Below are 16,773 nucleotides of genomic sequence, written 5' to 3'. Positions count from 1 at the left end.
CGTACTTGTGGAAGCGGGTTTACCCGCAAAGAGGCCAGCATTAAAACCACAACTTTCAAGCGTTTACTCCGACGACTTGCCCAATGAATAATCCCTTAACTTATTGGCAATCGTGGTATGCGACACCCCCAGCCTTTTACCCAATGCCCGGCTGGTGGGAAATTCACTCATCAAACTTTCCAGCACCGCCTTTTCAAACCGCCCGACAATATCCGAAAGTTCGCCCTCCAGGGAAAATTCACCCAAGGGTTGGCGCACGCCATAATCCGGCAGACGAATATGTTCGCCCTTGACCACCCCGCCCTCGCATAACGAAACCGCCTGGAACAACACGTTCTCCAATTGCCGCACATTGCCCGGCCAGTGGTACTGCGACAGCTTATCCATCGCCGCCGGAGCCAAGCGTGGCAAGGCGCAACCGATCTGCCGGCTGGCCTGGTCGAGAAAATGCTGCACCAACCCGTCCAGGCCATCCATGCACTCGCGCAGCGGCGGGATATGCAGCGACAGCACGTTGAGCCGGTGGTAGAGGTCTTGTCGGAATTCGCCACGAGCGCACAGCTCGGAAAGGTCTACCTGGGTCGCGCAGATCACCCGCACATCCAGGTACACCTCTTCATCACTGCCGACCCGGCGGAAGCAGCCATCTTGCAGGAAGCGCAGCAGTTTCACCTGCAAGCGCGGGCTCATTTCGCCCACCCCATCGAGGAACAGCGTGCCGCCAGCAGTCAACTCCAGTAGCCCCAGCTTGCCTTCGGCTCGCGCGCCCTCGAACGCACCTGGGCCATAGCCGAACAGCTCGGTCTCGGCCATCGACTCCGGCAACCCCGCACAGTTGAGCGCCATCAGCGGCGCCTGGCCCCGTGGGCTGGCAAGGTGGCAGGCACGGGCAAGCAGTTCCTTGCCGGTGCCGGTCTCGCCCTCGATCAACAGCGGCGCATCCAATGGCGCCATGCGTCGCGCCTCGCGCACCACGGCGGCCATCACCCTGGAACTCTGGAAGATACTGTCGAAACCTCGCAGCTCCTGCTTGCGCACGTTGTAGATACGCTCGCCGATACGGTCTGCGCGATGCAGGGTAAGCACCGCGCCGGCCAGCGCTTCGCTATCGTCGTGCTCGGACTGCAATGGCGCGATATCGGCGAGGAATACATCGCCCTGCACCTTGATGCGCAGGCCATTGACCCGCGACTTGTTGGCCCGCACCAGTTCCGGCAGGTCGAAATCTTCGACATAGCGCGCCAGCGGCATGCCCGGCACCTCGTCCACCCGCACCCCGAGCAACTGAGCGGCGGCACGATTGGCGGCGACGATGCTGCCGCCCATGTCTACCGACAACACCGGGAACTCCAGGGCGCCAAGCAAGGCGTTGAGCTCCATGTGCCGACGCTCGCTGGGCATCAGGCCGACACGCTTGACACCGAAGACCCCGGCGATCGACTCGAACTTGGGCCGCAACGCCTGGAACTGCAGGTTCATCAGGTTGGGGCAATGCAGGTAGATGGCGTTGCCGTGGTCACCGCCCACCTCGCCGCGCAGCACGTTGATACCGTACTCCACCAAGAGGTTGAGGATGTCCCGCAGGATGCCAATGCGGTTTTGGCAATGCACTTTGATACGCATGGAAGGCCTCGACGCGGCCATATTTCTGATCGGCACGCGGAAAATTCGTAAAGAAAAGCTGACAAATCCATTATAACCAGCAGCTTGATAGCCGCGATTCTCCGGAACTTTGCCCACCTTGTAAAATTTTCGTTACGAAAATGAGCATAACGGCGGCTCCACAAGCCTGGCGCACGCGGTGCAAAACGATGGATGAAGGGATATTCCTAGGGCATGTCGTGTTCATAACAAGAAAGCCCTCATCAGGAGCGCCCCATGAAACAGACGCACTACGTGGCCCGTGAGCCCGATGCGCAAGGTTTTATCGACTACCCGCAGCAAGAGCATGCGGTGTGGAACACCCTGATCACCCGTCAGCTGAAAGTGATCGAAGGCCGGGCCTGCCAGGAGTATCTCGACGGTATCGAGCAGCTCAAGCTGCCCCACGACCGCATCCCGCAACTGGGCGAGATCAACAAGGTGCTGGGCGCCACCACCGGCTGGCAAGTTGCTCGCGTGCCGGCACTGATCCCCTTCCAGACCTTCTTCGAACTGCTGGCCAGCAAGCGCTTCCCGGTCGCCACTTTCATCCGCACCCCGGAGGAACTGGACTACCTGCAAGAGCCCGATATCTTTCACGAGATCTTCGGCCACTGCCCGCTGCTGACCAACCCATGGTTCGCCGAATTCACCCACACCTATGGCAAGCTGGGCCTGGCGGCGACCAAGGAAGAACGCGTGTACCTGGCGCGCCTGTACTGGATGACCATCGAGTTCGGCCTGATGGACACCCCACAGGGGCAGCGGATCTACGGCGGCGGCATCCTCTCTTCGCCGAAGGAAACCGTCTATTGCCTGTCCGGCGAACCTGAGCACCAGGCCTTCGACCCGATCGAGGCCATGCGCACGCCGTACCGCATCGACATCTTGCAGCCGTTGTATTTCGTACTGCCTGACCTCAAGCGTCTGTTCGATCTGGCCCATGAGGACATCATGGCCATGGTCCGCCAGGCCACGCAGTTGGGCCTGCACGCCCCGAAATTTCCACCCAAGGCGGCCTGAGCCGCCTTGCCGACAACAACTCGAACCGGAAAAACCCCCATGAATGCCTTGAACCAAGCCCATTGCGAAGCGTGCCGCGCCGACGCGCCGAAGGTGACCGACGAAGAACTGGCCGAGCTGATTCGCGAAATCCCCGATTGGGGCATCGAAGTACGCGACGGCCACATGGAGCTGGAGCGCGTATTCCTGTTCAAGAACTTCAAGCACGCCCTGGCCTTCACCAATGCCGTGGGCGAGATCGCCGAAGCCGAAGGCCATCACCCGGGCTTGCTGACCGAGTGGGGCAAGGTCACCGTGACCTGGTGGAGCCACTCGATCAAGGGCCTGCACCGCAACGATTTCATCATGTGCGCACGCACCGACGAGGTGGCCAAGACGGCCGACGGGCGTAAGTAATCCACTGACACGTCGCGTCGCCTTTTTCGCGGGCAAGCCCGCTCCTACAGATTATGCGCTGCCCTTGAGAACGGCGCGGTCCCTGTAGAAGCGGGCTTGCCCGCGAAGCATTCACCGCTGCTGCCTGTTCGATATCCGCCCGCAAAAACCGACAAACGCGGCGGAAAAATCACAAACTGTCATCCAGACTGCTGTATCCTGCCCCAGCTTTTCGAAGCCACCGAATGCGCCTAGCGCTGCCCTTTTACTCTCACTTGCGAGGAACGACGAGATGCATGAAATCCCGAATCTTCCCTTCCCAAGCCTGAAACCCGAAGAGCAAACCGTTGCCGCCCACGCCGCCGAGCCGGCACCTGCCCAGCAGGATGGTGACGATCAAACCAGCGCCGACCAGGAATAACCGCGCACACCAATGACAGTGTGAAAACGGCTGACCTGCGGGCTACCCCCGTCATCACGTTTTCACACCGCCCTGCCCCAGGTCGTATCACGCTACCCCCATTACCACGCTGCCTGCGCCCATCGTGCGACTCCCTTCAGAGGAGTACGCGCCATGCCATCACTTGCCCCCCTCATCGAAGCCATCACTTGGCAAGACATCGTGCTGGAAAGTGACGTTTCCGGCCCCCACGACCTGCCGACCTCGCTCAGCCTGCACTTCGACCGGGCCTTCGACCTGGACGACCGATTTCCCCAGCAGCTTCAGGACCACCAACTGCGCCAGAGGGTGCAACAGGCGCTGCAGAGCGAGAAAGCGACACGCTACCTGAATACCTTTCTAAAACGCCCAGCAGACGCCGCGATCAGCCCCCATGAGTGCGCCTTGTTCTTCAGGACCCTGGTGACACAGGCAACCCCGCGAGAATTGCCCGCCCCTCCCACCGCCACCGGCTACCAAGCCTGCAGCCTGGCCCAGACGCTCTGGGCAGGACGCCACAGCCTCAAGCACCGCGACGCATTCCTCATGGCCAGCCTGCTGCTGTACAACGAACTGCCCAGTGAAGCGGCACCTGCCCTTGCCCCGGCAACAGCGTTGCAGCTTGAGGGCTACCTCGACCTCGACGCCCTGTTGACCCACCTGCTGCCCCTACCCGCAGGCACCAGTCGCACCGAACACCTGTTCGCAACGCTCGATGCACACCTTTACTTCCATGGGTTGCGCTACCGAGCGCCGACACCCCGCGAACGCAAGGCCGGCCACCAGCCCAACGAATACGGCAAGGTCGCCCTGCCCGGCACCGCATTGAACGCCCCAGCCGCACAAGTACTGGATGCCTTGCTGCAATCGCAGTCGTTCATTGAGTGGGCCGAACGCCTGGCAAACGCCGCCCAACTGCCCGCGCAGGTCAACCGCCGCGACCTGGCCGAGCAGGCCATGGTTGATCGGCTGTATCCACTGCACACGCGACGCGCAGGTTTTGTGCTGGACTTCCAACTGTTCAGCGAGGAAAACCGCGATCTGCCCTTTGCCGACATTCGTCGGGACCTGGTCAATAGCCTGCAGGCCAGCCTGGATTGCCGCCCAGCCCCGGCCGAGCTGGCCGCTGAACTGCTGCTGCGCCGGTTCGCCCCCGAGCTGTTGCTGGACGACGTGCCCGGCGACATCCCTTACCAACCAGACCTGAACTGGGCCAACCTGCGCCAGGGCGTCCTGCTGCTGCGCGTTGCGCAACGCCCCCTGGAATATGAACAGGCCGACCAGGTGTGCGCCGTGGCACAGCCGGATGCCAGCAGCGCCAGCGAAGCCCTGTGCGACACGCTGACCCAATGGGGCCCCTTGCTGGGCCACATCGACAGCCTACCGCCCTGGTCGGCGAAGCAATGGCAAAGCATCTACGATCACTACCTCAACGCCTGGGACCTGGAGCAACTGCAACAGCGTCCCGACCGCATGGCCGAGGCATACCGTTTGCTGGAAGCCGCCAATATCGACCCCGGCGGGCGCAACGTCGATGGTCAGCTGCATCTGGAGGCCTACATCGATGAAGCTGCGGCCTATGCGAACAAGGGCCTGCCGAATGTCACGCAGTGGTTCGACGACGCTTTCGAGCAATGGCTGGAGTCGGCGGCAACGCTGCACGAACAGATGCTGCAACGGCTATTGTCGCAACTGCCCGCAACCTGCCTGGAGGCACTGGGCAAAGGCCCCTGGACATGCCAGGCCGCCACCTGGCCGCGCTATCGACTGGCAGGCCCGGTGCCACCTTACGACGACAGCCCCGAAGCCCACTGGCAGTGGGAGGTCGGCACCGCAGGAATGCGCGTGATACTGCCGGGCGAGCAGCACACGACACTGTTGGAACTGTTCCCGCAGACCCTGCAATGGCGCGAATGGGACATTCCCGCGAGCGCGCTCAAGCACCCCGACCTGGCGTTGGAGCCCCGCTACGAGGACTACAACGCAGGTGCACCCGCCTGGGAGGTCGAGCGCTTCGGCTGCCGTCTGGTCGAGATTGGCCGGTCACCCACACAGCAACTGCTGCAAGCCTTGAAGCGTACCTACGCCCAATCCGTGGCCCTGGCCAACCGTGCAACCCTGCGTGCGCTGTGCAAGGGCTCTACGCGCTACGAAGCGTTCCTGGCCGAGAAACGCAATACCAGCAACTGGAGCTACGCCTGGAACCTGATCAAGAACACCGTGCCCGGCGCAGCGTGCATCGCCCCTCAAGGCGCACAGGATGCCGCTTCGTGCCTCCTCGACGCACTGCTGGGTGTGGGCAAGGCCGCCTCCGCCCTTCGCCGCGCCACCAGCCCGCTGGCTCGCCTGTACGGCACCAACCGAAACGCCGCCCACAGCGCACGCCTGGGCCTGGTGACCGCAGCCAAGCGCTGGTCCGAACTGCCAACACTGCCCAGCGCGGTCTATGCCCGTCAAATTGGCCCCAGGCGCTGGCGCAGCCTGCCCGAGCTACCGGGCCAGGCGTCCTGGCCGCAAACCTTCAAAATCGACCAGCCACCGCCGCCCGGCCTGACACCTGGCCAGTTCACCCGCGACCCCGCCACGCCAGCGCTACGCCCCCTGACATGGGAGGGGCATCCACCCCCCATCGTGATTGCTCGAAATGACGACGCCATCGACACACTGATCAACGGTGAAGCCTACCGCTATCACACCAACGAGCCCGGCAACCTGCTGCGGCGTATCGATACCGAAGCACTGCTGTCTGCACCCGCCCCGACCCTGCAGAACGCGCCCTATCGCAACGAGGGCGGGCACTACATTGCATTGAACTTCGCACCCGCAGCCAACGAAACGCACACGCCGCTGTTCGGCCAGCAGATCAGCCATGCCTTCCAGACCCTGCGAATCGAACCGGCGCCCATGCGCCTGCATGACAGCCTGCACCCCAGCGACCGCTGGACGCAGGTCATGGTGCTTCAGGGTAAAGTGGCCAGGCACACAGGGCAGCCCAGCAAACCACTGCTGGCGCTCAAACCGCAGGAAGCACAGGTTCAGCTGGGCGTCATCACCCCTGCGGTATACCACCGAAGCATCACGGCAGACCCCCTGGCAGAGTTCTGGTTCGGCTTGCCCGAATCGCTAACCCCCTCGCAAGTACAGCTGATCGCACGTGTCTGTCCCCCCATACGCCTCGGCGGGCTGGCCAGGACCGTGCCTGACCGGCGCACCCTGCGCGCGGCGATCATCGACTGGCAGGGCCATGACTGGATAGTCGTCGAGGCGGACACAGGCGTGTTCTATGCCGCGCAATGGACACTTTCGAGCTGGCAGGTCCACCAATTGAAAGCGCTAAGCGCCGGTACGCTGAGGCCGGGCGACTCGCCCGTGCCCCCAGCGGGTAACCGCCTGATCTTGTCGCGAGTGCGCGAAGACAAGGTGATCGCGCGCTACCTCGATGTCAGCGAAACCTACCGCATCGTCGCGACCCGGCCAAACCTGCAACGTGATATCGACAACCTGACCGCACTGCTGCGCGACTGGCTGGACCATGGCCGTACCACAGCCGCGCGGGAACCCGACCTGTTCAAGACGCTACTTGACGCCGCCGAGGCGCGCATGCTGCCCGAATACGCCAGGAACATCCTGACCAACCCGAGCGCCCAGGACGCACTGACCGGCGTTGCCAGAATCAGCCTGGCGGGCCTGAACCGGGAGATCATTCCCGCCTCCCGTCCGCTCAGGCAGGCTGCGGCGAGCGAGCAGCAACACGTGGCCGAGATGCTCAACCGCTTGCTGCCCGCCACCGGCAGCCCAGCACCGTTCACACCGATGAGTGCCGCCCAATTGCTCAGCGAAACGGGCGCCCGGCAACTGCGCCAGCACCTCCCCGGCGCCAACCTGGCATTCGCCACGGCCACCCTGGACGATGACAGTCGCCGGGTCTATTTCTCGCTGTCCGGCGGCGGCAAACACCGTCGGTTGGTGATCGACACACCCTCGCCGACCTCACACCCAAACACGTCCTACATCGATGCGCGCCAGCGCATGGAAGGCCAGGACCCATCACCGCGTTTTACCGAACTGCCTACCCTGCGACGTCCCGACAACCTGAACATCACCGAGCACCATCGCCACCTGGACGCCGAGCGCCTGATCGCCACCGTGCTCAACGACGACTTGCTGGCCGAGCGCGACCGCGTGCGCAGCATCGAGGTGTTCACTCTGTTCAGCGCCTGTCGGTCCTGCGGCGGCTATGTGCTGCCACGCCTACGCCTGGACTATGGCAAGTCGTCCTTCAGCGTCAGTTGGCTGCTGGACTACAAGGAGTAAGTAACTGGCTGTGGGCGGGGTCGCCGAGGCGAACCCCGCTCGCAATCAACGCTGGGCGTACTGCAACACCACTTCCAGCGGGTGGCGCATCTGTCGCTCGGTCATGCGCTTGACCTGGCTGCGGCACGAATAACCTGTCGCCAACGGCTCCCCTTCCTTATCCAGCTGGGTCGCCCAGGACTGCTCGAAAATGGTTTTCGACGTCGCCTGGTTACGCGCCTCGTGGCCATAGGTGCCCGACATCCCACAGCACCCCGTGGCCTCGGTGACCAGCTTCAGACCCAGGCGCGCGAACACCTGCTCCCACTGCTTGGTACTGGCCGGTACGTTGGTCTTCTCGGTGCAGTGGGCCATCAGGCGGAAGCTGCTGGCCTGGGCGGCGTTCTGCTCGGGCAGTACGTCCATCAGCCATTCCTGCGGCAGCAGCACCTTCGGGCAACCTTCCAGCCCCTCGACCTTCGGGTATTCCTGGCGGTACACCAGGGTCATGGCCGGGTCCAGCCCCACCAACGGCACGCCGCAGTCGGCCAGGGCCTTGAGCTGGGTGGCGTTGCGGATCGCCGCCTTGGCGAAGGCGCCGAGGAAGCCCTGCACGTGCAGCGGCTTGCCATTGGCGCTGTACGGCGCCAGGAACACCCGGTGGCCGAGGCGGTGCGCCAGCTCGATGAACGACGCCAGCAGCGGCGTCTCGAAGTAACGGGTGAAGGCGTCCTGCACCAGCACGATACTGCGCTCGCGCTGGGCTGGGGTCAGTTCACGCAGGGCCGGCACGCTGGCCACGGACACCCGGCAGCGGGTCAGGGTGGACTGGAAGTTGAAGCGGCTGATCAGCGGGCTGTCGACCATGCCGACCTTGTCCGCCAGCAGCCGGCTCACCCACTTCGAGCCCATCACCGCGTTGTACAAGCCCGGCGCATGGGCCAGGTAGGGGATGCTGAATTCCAGCGAGCCGATCAGGTAGTCGCGCAGCGGACGCTGGTAGCGGCCGTGGTACAGCTCGAGGAAGCGCGAACGGAAGTCCGGCACATTGACCTTGATCGGGCATTGCCCGGCGCACGACTTGCACGCCAGGCAACCGGCCATGGCGTCGTACACCTCATGGGAGAAATCAGCCTGACCTTGCTCGCGTGCGCGGTTGTTGCGCAGGCGCGCCGGCAGGCCCTTGAGCCACGACACCCGGTTGCGCGCCGCCGCCAGCACGTCGATGTCCGCCGCGCCTTGCAGGCGCAACCACTCGCGAATCAGCGAGGCGCGGCCCTTGGGCGAATGCTGGCGTTCGCGGGTGGCTTTCCACGAGGGGCACATGGCGTCGTTGGGGTCGTAGTTGTAGCAGGCACCATTGCCGTTGCAGTGCACGGCACTGGCGAAGCTCTGCCACACCCGCTCGTCGATACTGCGGTCGAGGTCGCCACGCAGGGTCACGCCATCGACCGGGGTCAGGCCCTCGGCGCTGTCCGGCGGGGTGCAGATCTTGCCGGGGTTGAGCTGGTTGTGCGGGTCGAACGCGCCCTTCAGGCGTTGCAGTGCCGGGTACAGCTCGCCGAAGTACTCGGGCACGTACTCCGAACGCAGGCCCTTGCCGTGCTCGCCCCACAACAGGCCGCCGTAGCGCTGGGTCAGCGCCGCCACGGCGTCGGAAATCGGCTTGACCAGCGCGGCCTGGGCCGGGTCTTTCATGTCCAGCGCCGGGCGTACGTGCAGCACGCCGGCATCGACATGGCCGAACATGCCATAGGCCAGGCCATGGCTGTCGAGCAACGCGCGGAACTCGGCGATGTAGTCGGCCAGTCGCTCCGGCGGCACGGCGGTGTCTTCGACGAACGGCTGCGGCCGCACTTCGCCCTCGACGTTACCCAGCAGGCCCACCGAACGTTTACGCATGGTATAGACGCGGGTCACCGCCTCAGCGCCCTCGGCCAGGGTGTGGCCCAGGCGCTCGACGCTGGCGTCGCGTTGCAGGTGGGCGATGAACGCCTCGACCCGGGCATTGACCTCGGTCGGCTCGTCGCCGCAGAACTCCACCAGGTTGATACCCAGGGTCGGGCGCTCGGGGTCGGCGGGGAAGTATTCGGCCACGCTGTGCCAGACGATGTCTTTCATCGCCAGCATCAGCACCTTGGAGTCGACGGTCTCGATCGACAGCGGCTTGAGCGCCATCAGCGCATTGGCATCGCGCAGGGCGTCCATGAAGCTTGCGTAGCGTACGTTCACCAGTACCGCGTACTTCGGAATAGGCAGCACGTTGAGCTTGGCTTCCACCACATAGCCCAGCGAGCCCTCGGCACCGCACAGCACGCTGTTGAGGTTGAAACGGCCCTGCTCGTCGCGCAGGTGCGCCAGGTCGTAGCCGGTCAGGCAGCGGTTGAGCCTGGGGAAGGTACTTTCGATCAGCTCGGCCTGGGTTTCCTGGATCTGCCGGGCGGTGCGGTACACCTCGCCGACACGGCCAGGCGCCGCGCAGGCCTGCTCCAGCGTGGCATCGTCGATCGACAGGCTGTGCAGGCGCTCGCCGCCCAACAGCACGCTGTGCAGTTCGAGCACGTGGTCGCGGGTCTTGCCATAGGTGCAGCTGCCCTGGCCGCTGGCATCGGTGTTGATCATGCCGCCGACCGTGGCGCGGTTGGAGGTGGACAGCTCGGGGGCGAAGAACAGCCCATGGCGCTTGAGCGCGGCGTTGAGCTGGTCCTTGACCACGCCGGCCTGAACCCGCACCCAGCGCTGCTCGACGTTGATCTCGAGGATGTTGTTCATGTGCCGCGACAGGTCGACGACGATGCCATCGGTCAGCGACTGGCCGTTGGTGCCGGTGCCGCCGCCACGGGGTGTCAGGCGCACCTGGCGAAAGCGTTCCTCGCCCATCAGGGTAGCGACCCGCGCCACATCGTCGGCGTCCAACGGGAACACCGCGGCCTGGGGCAGGCACTGGTAGATCGAGTTGTCGGTGGCCAGCACCGTGCGGGTGCCGTAGTCGGCGCTGATCTGGCCACGAAAGCCGCTAGTGCGCAGGGCTTCGAGGAATTGCGGGTAGTCGGCGGCGAGCGCGTCGGTTTGCAGCTGGGCGATCATCGAAGGATGGCCTCTTGGTATGGGGCTGATCACGGAAAACCTGTCTGGCTGGCATGAGTCTGCTCAGGCCAGATGACGAATATGCCAATGTTCCTGTAGTTTCCAGCCCAGGGCAAACGGATAATCCTGCCGCTATCGATGACTTTTATGAATGAATTACCGCCATCTGACTCCCTCTATGTCGTTGCTGCTGGCCTTCGAGGCCGCCGCCCGGCATGAAAGCTACACCCGCGCCGCCGCCGAGCTGTCACTGACCCAGAGCGCGGTGAGCCGCCAAGTGCAGGCGCTGGAGCAACAGCTGGGGCTGACGCTGTTCCGCCGCGAGGGCCGGCAGGTGCAGTTGACCGATGTCGGGCGCCTGTACCAGCGTGAGCTCAGCGAAGCGCTCGGGCGCATCCGCAGCGCCACCTTGCAAGCGCTGGCCTATCAATCCGGGGTCGGCACCTTGCGCCTGGCGACCTTGCCGACTTTCGGCTCGAAATGGCTGCTACCGCGCCTGCACGCGTTCTACGGCGCACACCCAGGCATGCTGGTGCACATTCATTCGCGTATCGAAGCGATAAACTTCGACACCAGCGAGATCGATGCGGCCATCGGCGTTGCCAGCCATGACCTGCCAGGGCTGATCTGCCACCGGCTGCATGCCGAGGAGCTGGTGGTGATCCTGCCACCACAGGCGAGCGCCGAGGCACACGGCTGGAGCCCGGCACATATCAGCGAGCAGGTGCTGCTCAACGTGGCCAACAACCCCCATGCCTGGGGCGAATGGTTTTCCCACCATGCCCTGCCCCACCGGGCCATGCGCCTGGGACCGAGCTTCGAGCTGACTTCGCACTTGATCCAGGCGGTGCGCGCCGGCATCGGCATCGGCCTGGTGCCGCGCATTCTGGTGGAGGAAGAGTTGGCCAAGGGCGAACTGTTCAGCCCTGGAGCGCCGTTCGCCAGCCAGCGTAGCTACTACCTTATCTACCCGCCGCGCAACGAGGCGCTGCCTTCGTTGCGGGCCTTTCGTGGGTGGTTGCTGGAACAGATCTGATTGCAGGCAATAAAAAACCCGATGCCAGTCACCCGGCACCGGGTTTCACATTTCCAGCCAAAGGCCTACTTGGCCACGGACTGCGCCACCGCGCCAGTCTGCGCCTGGCGCTTGGTCTTGATGACATAGAACAGGTACATCACCACCAACCACACCGGAATCGCATAGACCGAAACCTGAATGCCCGGAATCTGCAACATGATGCCCAGAATCAGCACCACGAAGGCCATGCACAGGTAGTTGCCGTAGGGGTACCACAGGGCCTTGAACAGGGGCTTCTGGCCCGTGCGGTCAAGGTGTTGGCGGAACTTCAGGTGCGAATAGCTGATCATCGCCCAGTTGATCACCAGCGCGGCCACCACCAGCGACATCAGCAGTTCCAGCGCATGCTGCGGCATGAAGTAGTTCAGCAGCACGGCCACCAGGGTGAACGCTGCCGAAGCCAGGATCGCCCGCACCGGCACGCCACGCTTGTCGATCTTGCCCAGGCCCGCCGGGGCATCACCCTGCTCGGCCATGCCGTAGAGCATGCGTGCGTTGCAGTAGGTGCCGCTGTTGTACACAGACAGCGCAGCGGTCAGCACCACGAAGTTCAGCAGGTGGGCGGCCACATCGCTGCCCAGCAGGGAGAACACCTGGACGAACGGGCTGCTGCCATAGCTACCGCCAGAGGCATCGATGCTGGCGACCAGGTTGTCCCATGGGGTCAGCGACAACAGCACCACCAGCGCACCGATGTAGAAGATCAGGATGCGGTAGATGACCTGGTTGATCGCCTTGGGAATCACCGTCTTGGGCTTGTCGGCCTCGGCTGCGGTAAAACCGAGCATCTCCAGGCCGCCGAACGAGAACATGATGATCGCCAGGGCCATCACCAGGCCGCCCACGCCATTGGGGAAGAAGCCGCCGTGCTCCCACAGGTTGGTCACCGAAGCGTCGGGGCCGCCACTGCCGCTGGTCAGCAGGTAGGCGCCCAGGGCGATCATGCCGACGATGGCGGCCACCTTGATGATCGCGAACCAGAACTCAGCCTCGCCGAACACTTTCACGTTCATCAGGTTGATGCCGTTGATGAGCAGGAAGAACGCCGCAGCGGTCACCCAGGTCGGGATCTCCGGCCACCAGTAGTGGACATACTTGCCGACCGCCGAAAGCTCCGACATGCCCACCAGGATATACAGCACCCAGCAGTTCCAGCCCGACAGAAAGCCTGCAAAACCGCCCCAGTACTTGTGGGCGAAGTGGCTGAAGGAACCGGCCACCGGCTCTTCGACGATCATTTCGCCGAGCTGGCGCATGATCATGAAGGCGATGAAGCCGCAAATGGCGTAGCCGAGGATCATCGACGGGCCAGCGGACTTCATCACGCCGGCCGAGCCCAGGAACAGCCCGGTACCGATGGCACCACCCAGCGCAATCAACTGGATATGGCGGTTTTTCAGGCCACGCTTGAGTTCGCCCGACTGCTGCGAATTGTGTCCACTCATGAACGAAGTCACCTGTTTGTTTTTATCTGCGACGGAATCGGACCCACCGCGCTCGTGGCGCAGCGGAATGGGCAAGGTGGTTACCTTGGTTTCTCGGGCCGGGGTGTTGCGCCAGGCTCAGGTGCCGGGCAAAACCGCAAGGCGTTGGCGAGAGTGCGTTGTACGCAAGGGGGTCACAGATAAAACGCGGCGCATTGTATACCCCTGCAAGCGCGCAGGGGTCAACGCGCGCGTCATTTTCTGATGAAAAAACGCAGCGGTCCCGAGGAAAAGGCCTTCAAGGGCAAGGTGATCGGCGTGCATGGCGCCTCCATTTGTTGTTGTGATGCCTGGCTCTCCGGCCTGGCTGTTTGCACACGGCAATGGCGCTATCTCAGCGCTTGGCGAAGCGCCGGGCAAGGCAGTGAACGGCCCGGGAAGAGACGCGGCACGCCGACATTGGCAAGTTTTGTTTACAAATGGACGAAAAACCGAAGACAACAGGGAAAACAGGCCAAAGCCGTAAAGAAATACTTACGCAGTGGTTCGAGAGGTTTCCAGTGTCATGGAAAATTTCTTTCAGATCATTCACTTGAAATGGTTTTCCAACGCCCGGCTGTACTGCGGCCACAAAAAAGCCAGCCCGAAGGCTGGCTCTTTCATTACAGCTGTGCCGATCAGCCGCGCGGCTTCCCGCGACCACGACCCGCCGGCTTGTCAGCACCCGGCTTGGCAGGACGCTTGCGCATCTCGCTCGGACGCTCGGCAACCGCACTGCCGCGGCTCCCCTTGCGCGCTGGCGCATCCTCACGGGCAGGCCGCGCTGGACGCTCGGCAGCCGCTTCCGGGCCCGCTGGGCGCAGGGTGCGAACGCGCTCGCCACGGCCCAGCGGACGCGTCGACTTGCGCTGCATGCGCTCGAGCTTGTCCTTGGCCTTGAGGTTCATCTCCGGCAGCGCCACCGGCTGCAAGCCGACTTCAGCCGAGAGAATGTCGATCTCACCCTGGCTCATTTCGCGCCAGCGGCCCATGGGCAAGTCGGAATTGAGGAACACCGGGCCAAAGCGCACGCGCTTCAGACGGCTGACCACCACCCCCTGGGACTCCCACAGGCGACGGACTTCGCGGTTGCGACCTTCCATCACCACGCAGTGGTACCAGTGGTTGAAGCCTTCGCCGCCTGGTGCCTTCTGGATGTCGGTGAACTTGGCCGGGCCGTCTTCGAGCATCACGCCCGCCTTCAGGCGCTCGATCATCTCGTCGTCGACCTCACCACGCACACGCACCGCATATTCGCGGTCCATCTCGTAGGACGGGTGCATCAGGCGGTTGGCCAGCTCACCATCGGTGGTGAACAGCAACAGGCCGGTGGTGTTGATGTCCAGGCGGCCAATGTTGATCCAGCGGCCTTCCTTAGGACGTGGCAGGCGGTCGAACACGGTCGGGCGCCCTTCCGGGTCGTCACGGGTGCAGATCTCGCCATCGGGCTTGTTGTACATGATCACGCGGCGGGTCGCCTCGGCGGCTTCCACGCGCTTGATCAGCTTGCCGTCGACAGCGATGGCATCGTGCAGGTCGACGCGCTGGCCCAAAGTGGCCTCGACGCCGTTGACCTTGATACGGCCCTGGCTGATCCAGGCCTCGACATCGCGGCGCGAACCTACGCCGATGCGGGCGAGCACCTTTTGCAGCTTTTCGCCGGACGGCGGGGTTGGCTGGGTTTCTTGCAGGTCTTTGTCACTCATCTGGGCACCTCCCGGTGTAGTAGCAGTGAAAGCGGTTTGGCGAGCGAATGCGCCAAGGGGCGCGAATCATACGTGGTTTGCCAACACAGTGCACGGCTTTGCGCCAGGCGGTCGGAATGTTTCAAGGTTCCAGCTTGCTCTCGGCCTCCTGCGCTTGAACCTCCTCGCGCAGGTCGTCGAAATCGGTCTTGAGCCCTTCTTCCATGGCATCCAACTCCACCAGCAGGCTGCGAAAGCTGGTTTCCTCCTTCGGTGCCGCGTCTGCACCCTCGTCTTCGTCCAGCAAGCTGGCATCGGCCAGGGCCTGCAAGTGCGCGGGCACCGGCGCGTCGTCCGGGTCGAGCAGCGGTGCGGGTTCCAGTTCGCGCAATTCGGCCAGCGGCGGCAGCGCGTCGAGGCTCTTGAGGTTGAAATGGTCGAGAAAGGCCTTGGTGGTGGCGAACATCGCGGGTTTGCCGGGCACCTCGCGGTAGCCGACGACGCGGATCCACTCACGCTCCATCAGGGTCTTGATGATGTTGCTGTTCACCGCCACGCCGCGCACATCCTCGATCTCGCCACGGGTGATGGGCTGGCGGTAGGCGATCAGCGCCATGGTTTCCAGCAACGCGCGGGAATAGCGCTGCGGCCGCTCCTCCCACAGGCGTCCGACCCAGGGCGCGTAGGTTTCGCGAATCTGCAGGCGGTAGCCGCTGGCAACTTCCTTGAGCTCGAAGGCCCGGCCATTGCAGGACTTGGCCAGCACCTCGAGCGCTTTCTTGAACACCGTCGGCGCAGGGCGCTCGGCTTCCTCGAACAGCTCGTAGAGACGCTCGAGCGACTGCGGCTTGCCCGAGGCGAGCAGGAAGGCTTCGATCAGCGACGCCAGGTCGCGGGGTTCATTGAGGTTCATGGCGGAAGGCTTGTGCTCTTGCTTCATTCTGCCCGGGCGCGGACATGGATCGGGGCGAAAGGCTCATTCTGCACCAGTTCGATGAGCGATTCCTTCACCAGTTCGAGAATCGCCATAAAGGTGACCACGACGCCAAGCTTGCCCTCATCAACGGTGAACAGCTCGACAAAGGGCACGAAGGCCCCGCCCTTGAGGCGTTCCAGCACCTCGCTCATGCGCTCGCGGGTCGACAAGGCCTCGCGGGTGACCTGGTGGCTCTCGAACAGGTCGTTACGCCGCATCACCTCGGCCATCGACACCAGCAGCTCTTCCAGGCTGACCTCGGGCAGCAGCTTGCGCACTTTGGCCTGCGGAGCCTCCAGGCGCGGCACCACGACGTCGCGGCCCACCCGTGGCAGCTCGTCGATGCCCTCGGCGGCGGCTTTGAAGCGTTCGTACTCCTGCAAGCGGCGAATCAGCTCGGCACGCGGGTCGCCTTCTTCTTCCTCGATTTCACTGGCGCGCGGCAGCAGCATGCGCGACTTGATCTCGGCCAGCATCGCGGCCATCACCAGGTATTCGGCGGCCAATTCAAGGCGTACCGACTTCATCAGTTCGACGTAGCTCATGTACTGGCGGGTGATCTCTGCCACCGGGATGTCGAGAATGTCGACGTTCTGCTTGCGGATCAGGTACAGCAGCAGGTCAAGCGGGCCTTCGAAGGCTTCGAGGAAGACTTCCAGGGCGTCCGGCGGGATGTACAGGTCTACCGGCAGCTCGGTCACGGCCTCGCCATA

General features: G+C 63.6%; 11 protein-coding genes. 5 read left to right on the top strand and 6 right to left on the bottom strand.

Translation table 11 applies throughout. The features are described from left to right. Positions 1-63: 63 nt before the first annotated feature. A complete protein-coding gene (locus tag ACQKPE_RS02145; protein ID WP_427663116.1) occupies positions 64-1,623 on the bottom strand; it encodes a sigma-54-dependent transcriptional regulator in 1,560 nt (519 codons plus the stop codon). Positions 1,624-1,878: 255 nt separating this feature from the next. Between ACQKPE_RS02145 and phhA the strand changes: the two genes are divergently transcribed. The 4 genes from phhA to ACQKPE_RS02125 all read left to right on the top strand — a co-directional run bounded on the left by phhA (position 1,879) and on the right by ACQKPE_RS02125 (position 7,792). Beyond that, positions 1,879-2,664, top strand: coding sequence for a phenylalanine 4-monooxygenase (gene phhA / locus ACQKPE_RS02140; RefSeq protein WP_427663115.1), 786 nt, complete (start codon positions 1,879-1,881; stop codon positions 2,662-2,664). Positions 2,665-2,703: 39 nt separating this feature from the next. Beyond that, positions 2,704-3,060, top strand: coding sequence for a 4a-hydroxytetrahydrobiopterin dehydratase (locus ACQKPE_RS02135; protein WP_427663114.1), 357 nt, complete (start codon positions 2,704-2,706; stop codon positions 3,058-3,060). Between the two features lie 271 nt (positions 3,061-3,331). After that, complete coding sequence (locus ACQKPE_RS02130; protein WP_427663113.1) at positions 3,332-3,460, top strand: hypothetical protein; 129 nt, start codon at positions 3,332-3,334, stop codon at positions 3,458-3,460. A gap of 153 nt (positions 3,461-3,613) precedes the next feature. Then, entirely contained in the window at positions 3,614-7,792 is a 4,179-nt protein-coding gene (locus tag ACQKPE_RS02125; RefSeq protein WP_427663112.1) for a deaminase domain-containing protein, read from the top strand. Between the two features lie 45 nt (positions 7,793-7,837). On the opposite strand, the gene ydiJ is transcribed toward ACQKPE_RS02125, so the two are convergent. Then, positions 7,838-10,858, bottom strand: coding sequence for a D-2-hydroxyglutarate dehydrogenase YdiJ (ydiJ, locus tag ACQKPE_RS02120; RefSeq protein WP_427663111.1), 3,021 nt, complete (start codon positions 10,856-10,858; stop codon positions 7,838-7,840). Between the two features lie 151 nt (positions 10,859-11,009). Here ydiJ and ACQKPE_RS02115 point away from each other — a divergent pair, with 151 nt between their 5' ends. Further along, positions 11,010-11,894 (top strand): LysR substrate-binding domain-containing protein, encoded by an 885-nt coding sequence (locus ACQKPE_RS02115; RefSeq protein WP_427663110.1) that lies wholly within the window; start codon positions 11,010-11,012, stop codon positions 11,892-11,894. A 65-nt stretch (positions 11,895-11,959) separates the two neighbouring features. Here ACQKPE_RS02115 and ACQKPE_RS02110 read toward each other — a convergent pair whose 3' ends face one another. The 4 genes from ACQKPE_RS02110 to ACQKPE_RS02095 form a co-directional block, all read right to left on the bottom strand. Next, positions 11,960-13,381, bottom strand: a complete 1,422-nt coding sequence (locus tag ACQKPE_RS02110; protein WP_427663109.1) for an amino acid permease — start codon at positions 13,379-13,381, stop codon at positions 11,960-11,962. Between the two features lie 656 nt (positions 13,382-14,037). Then, on the bottom strand, positions 14,038-15,105 hold the full coding sequence (gene rluB, locus ACQKPE_RS02105; RefSeq protein ID WP_427663108.1) for a 23S rRNA pseudouridine(2605) synthase RluB: 1,068 nt from the start codon (positions 15,103-15,105) through the stop codon (positions 14,038-14,040). A gap of 121 nt (positions 15,106-15,226) precedes the next feature. Further along, the gene (gene scpB, locus ACQKPE_RS02100; RefSeq protein WP_427663107.1) at positions 15,227-15,997 is read right to left on the bottom strand and encodes an SMC-Scp complex subunit ScpB; all 771 of its coding nucleotides are present in this window, start codon (positions 15,995-15,997) and stop codon (positions 15,227-15,229) included. A 23-nt stretch (positions 15,998-16,020) separates the two neighbouring features. After that, the gene (locus ACQKPE_RS02095; protein ID WP_427663153.1) at positions 16,021-16,719 is read right to left on the bottom strand and encodes a segregation and condensation protein A; all 699 of its coding nucleotides are present in this window, start codon (positions 16,717-16,719) and stop codon (positions 16,021-16,023) included. Positions 16,720-16,773: the final 54 nt, after the last annotated feature.

Origin of the sequence: Pseudomonas sp. NPDC089554 (assembly GCF_050280645.1) — a bacterium.
In the GTDB taxonomy this organism is placed as follows: Bacteria; Pseudomonadota; Gammaproteobacteria; order Pseudomonadales; family Pseudomonadaceae; genus Aquipseudomonas.
This window is presented reverse-complemented; position numbering and strand designations above follow the sequence as displayed.

Bases quoted from the DNA above. Each gene is read 5' to 3' on its own strand.
- ACQKPE_RS02135 (WP_427663114.1), top strand. From the start codon at position 2,704: ATGAATGCCTTGAACCAAGCCCATTGCGAAGCGTGCCGCGCCGACGCG.
- ACQKPE_RS02130 (WP_427663113.1), top strand. From the start codon at position 3,332: ATGCATGAAATCCCGAATCTTCCCTTCCCAAGCCTGAAACCCGAAGAG.
- rluB (WP_427663108.1), bottom strand. From the start codon at position 15,105: ATGAGTGACAAAGACCTGCAAGAAACCCAGCCAACCCCGCCGTCCGGC.
- ACQKPE_RS02125 (WP_427663112.1), top strand. From the start codon at position 3,614: ATGCCATCACTTGCCCCCCTCATCGAAGCCATCACTTGGCAAGACATC.
- ydiJ (WP_427663111.1), bottom strand. From the start codon at position 10,858: ATGATCGCCCAGCTGCAAACCGACGCGCTCGCCGCCGACTACCCGCAA.
- phhA (WP_427663115.1), top strand. From the start codon at position 1,879: ATGAAACAGACGCACTACGTGGCCCGTGAGCCCGATGCGCAAGGTTTT.
- scpB (WP_427663107.1), bottom strand. From the start codon at position 15,997: ATGAACCTCAATGAACCCCGCGACCTGGCGTCGCTGATCGAAGCCTTC.
- ACQKPE_RS02110 (WP_427663109.1), bottom strand. From the start codon at position 13,381: ATGAGTGGACACAATTCGCAGCAGTCGGGCGAACTCAAGCGTGGCCTG.
- ACQKPE_RS02145 (WP_427663116.1), bottom strand. From the start codon at position 1,623: ATGCGTATCAAAGTGCATTGCCAAAACCGCATTGGCATCCTGCGGGAC.
- ACQKPE_RS02115 (WP_427663110.1), top strand. From the start codon at position 11,010: ATGAATTACCGCCATCTGACTCCCTCTATGTCGTTGCTGCTGGCCTTC.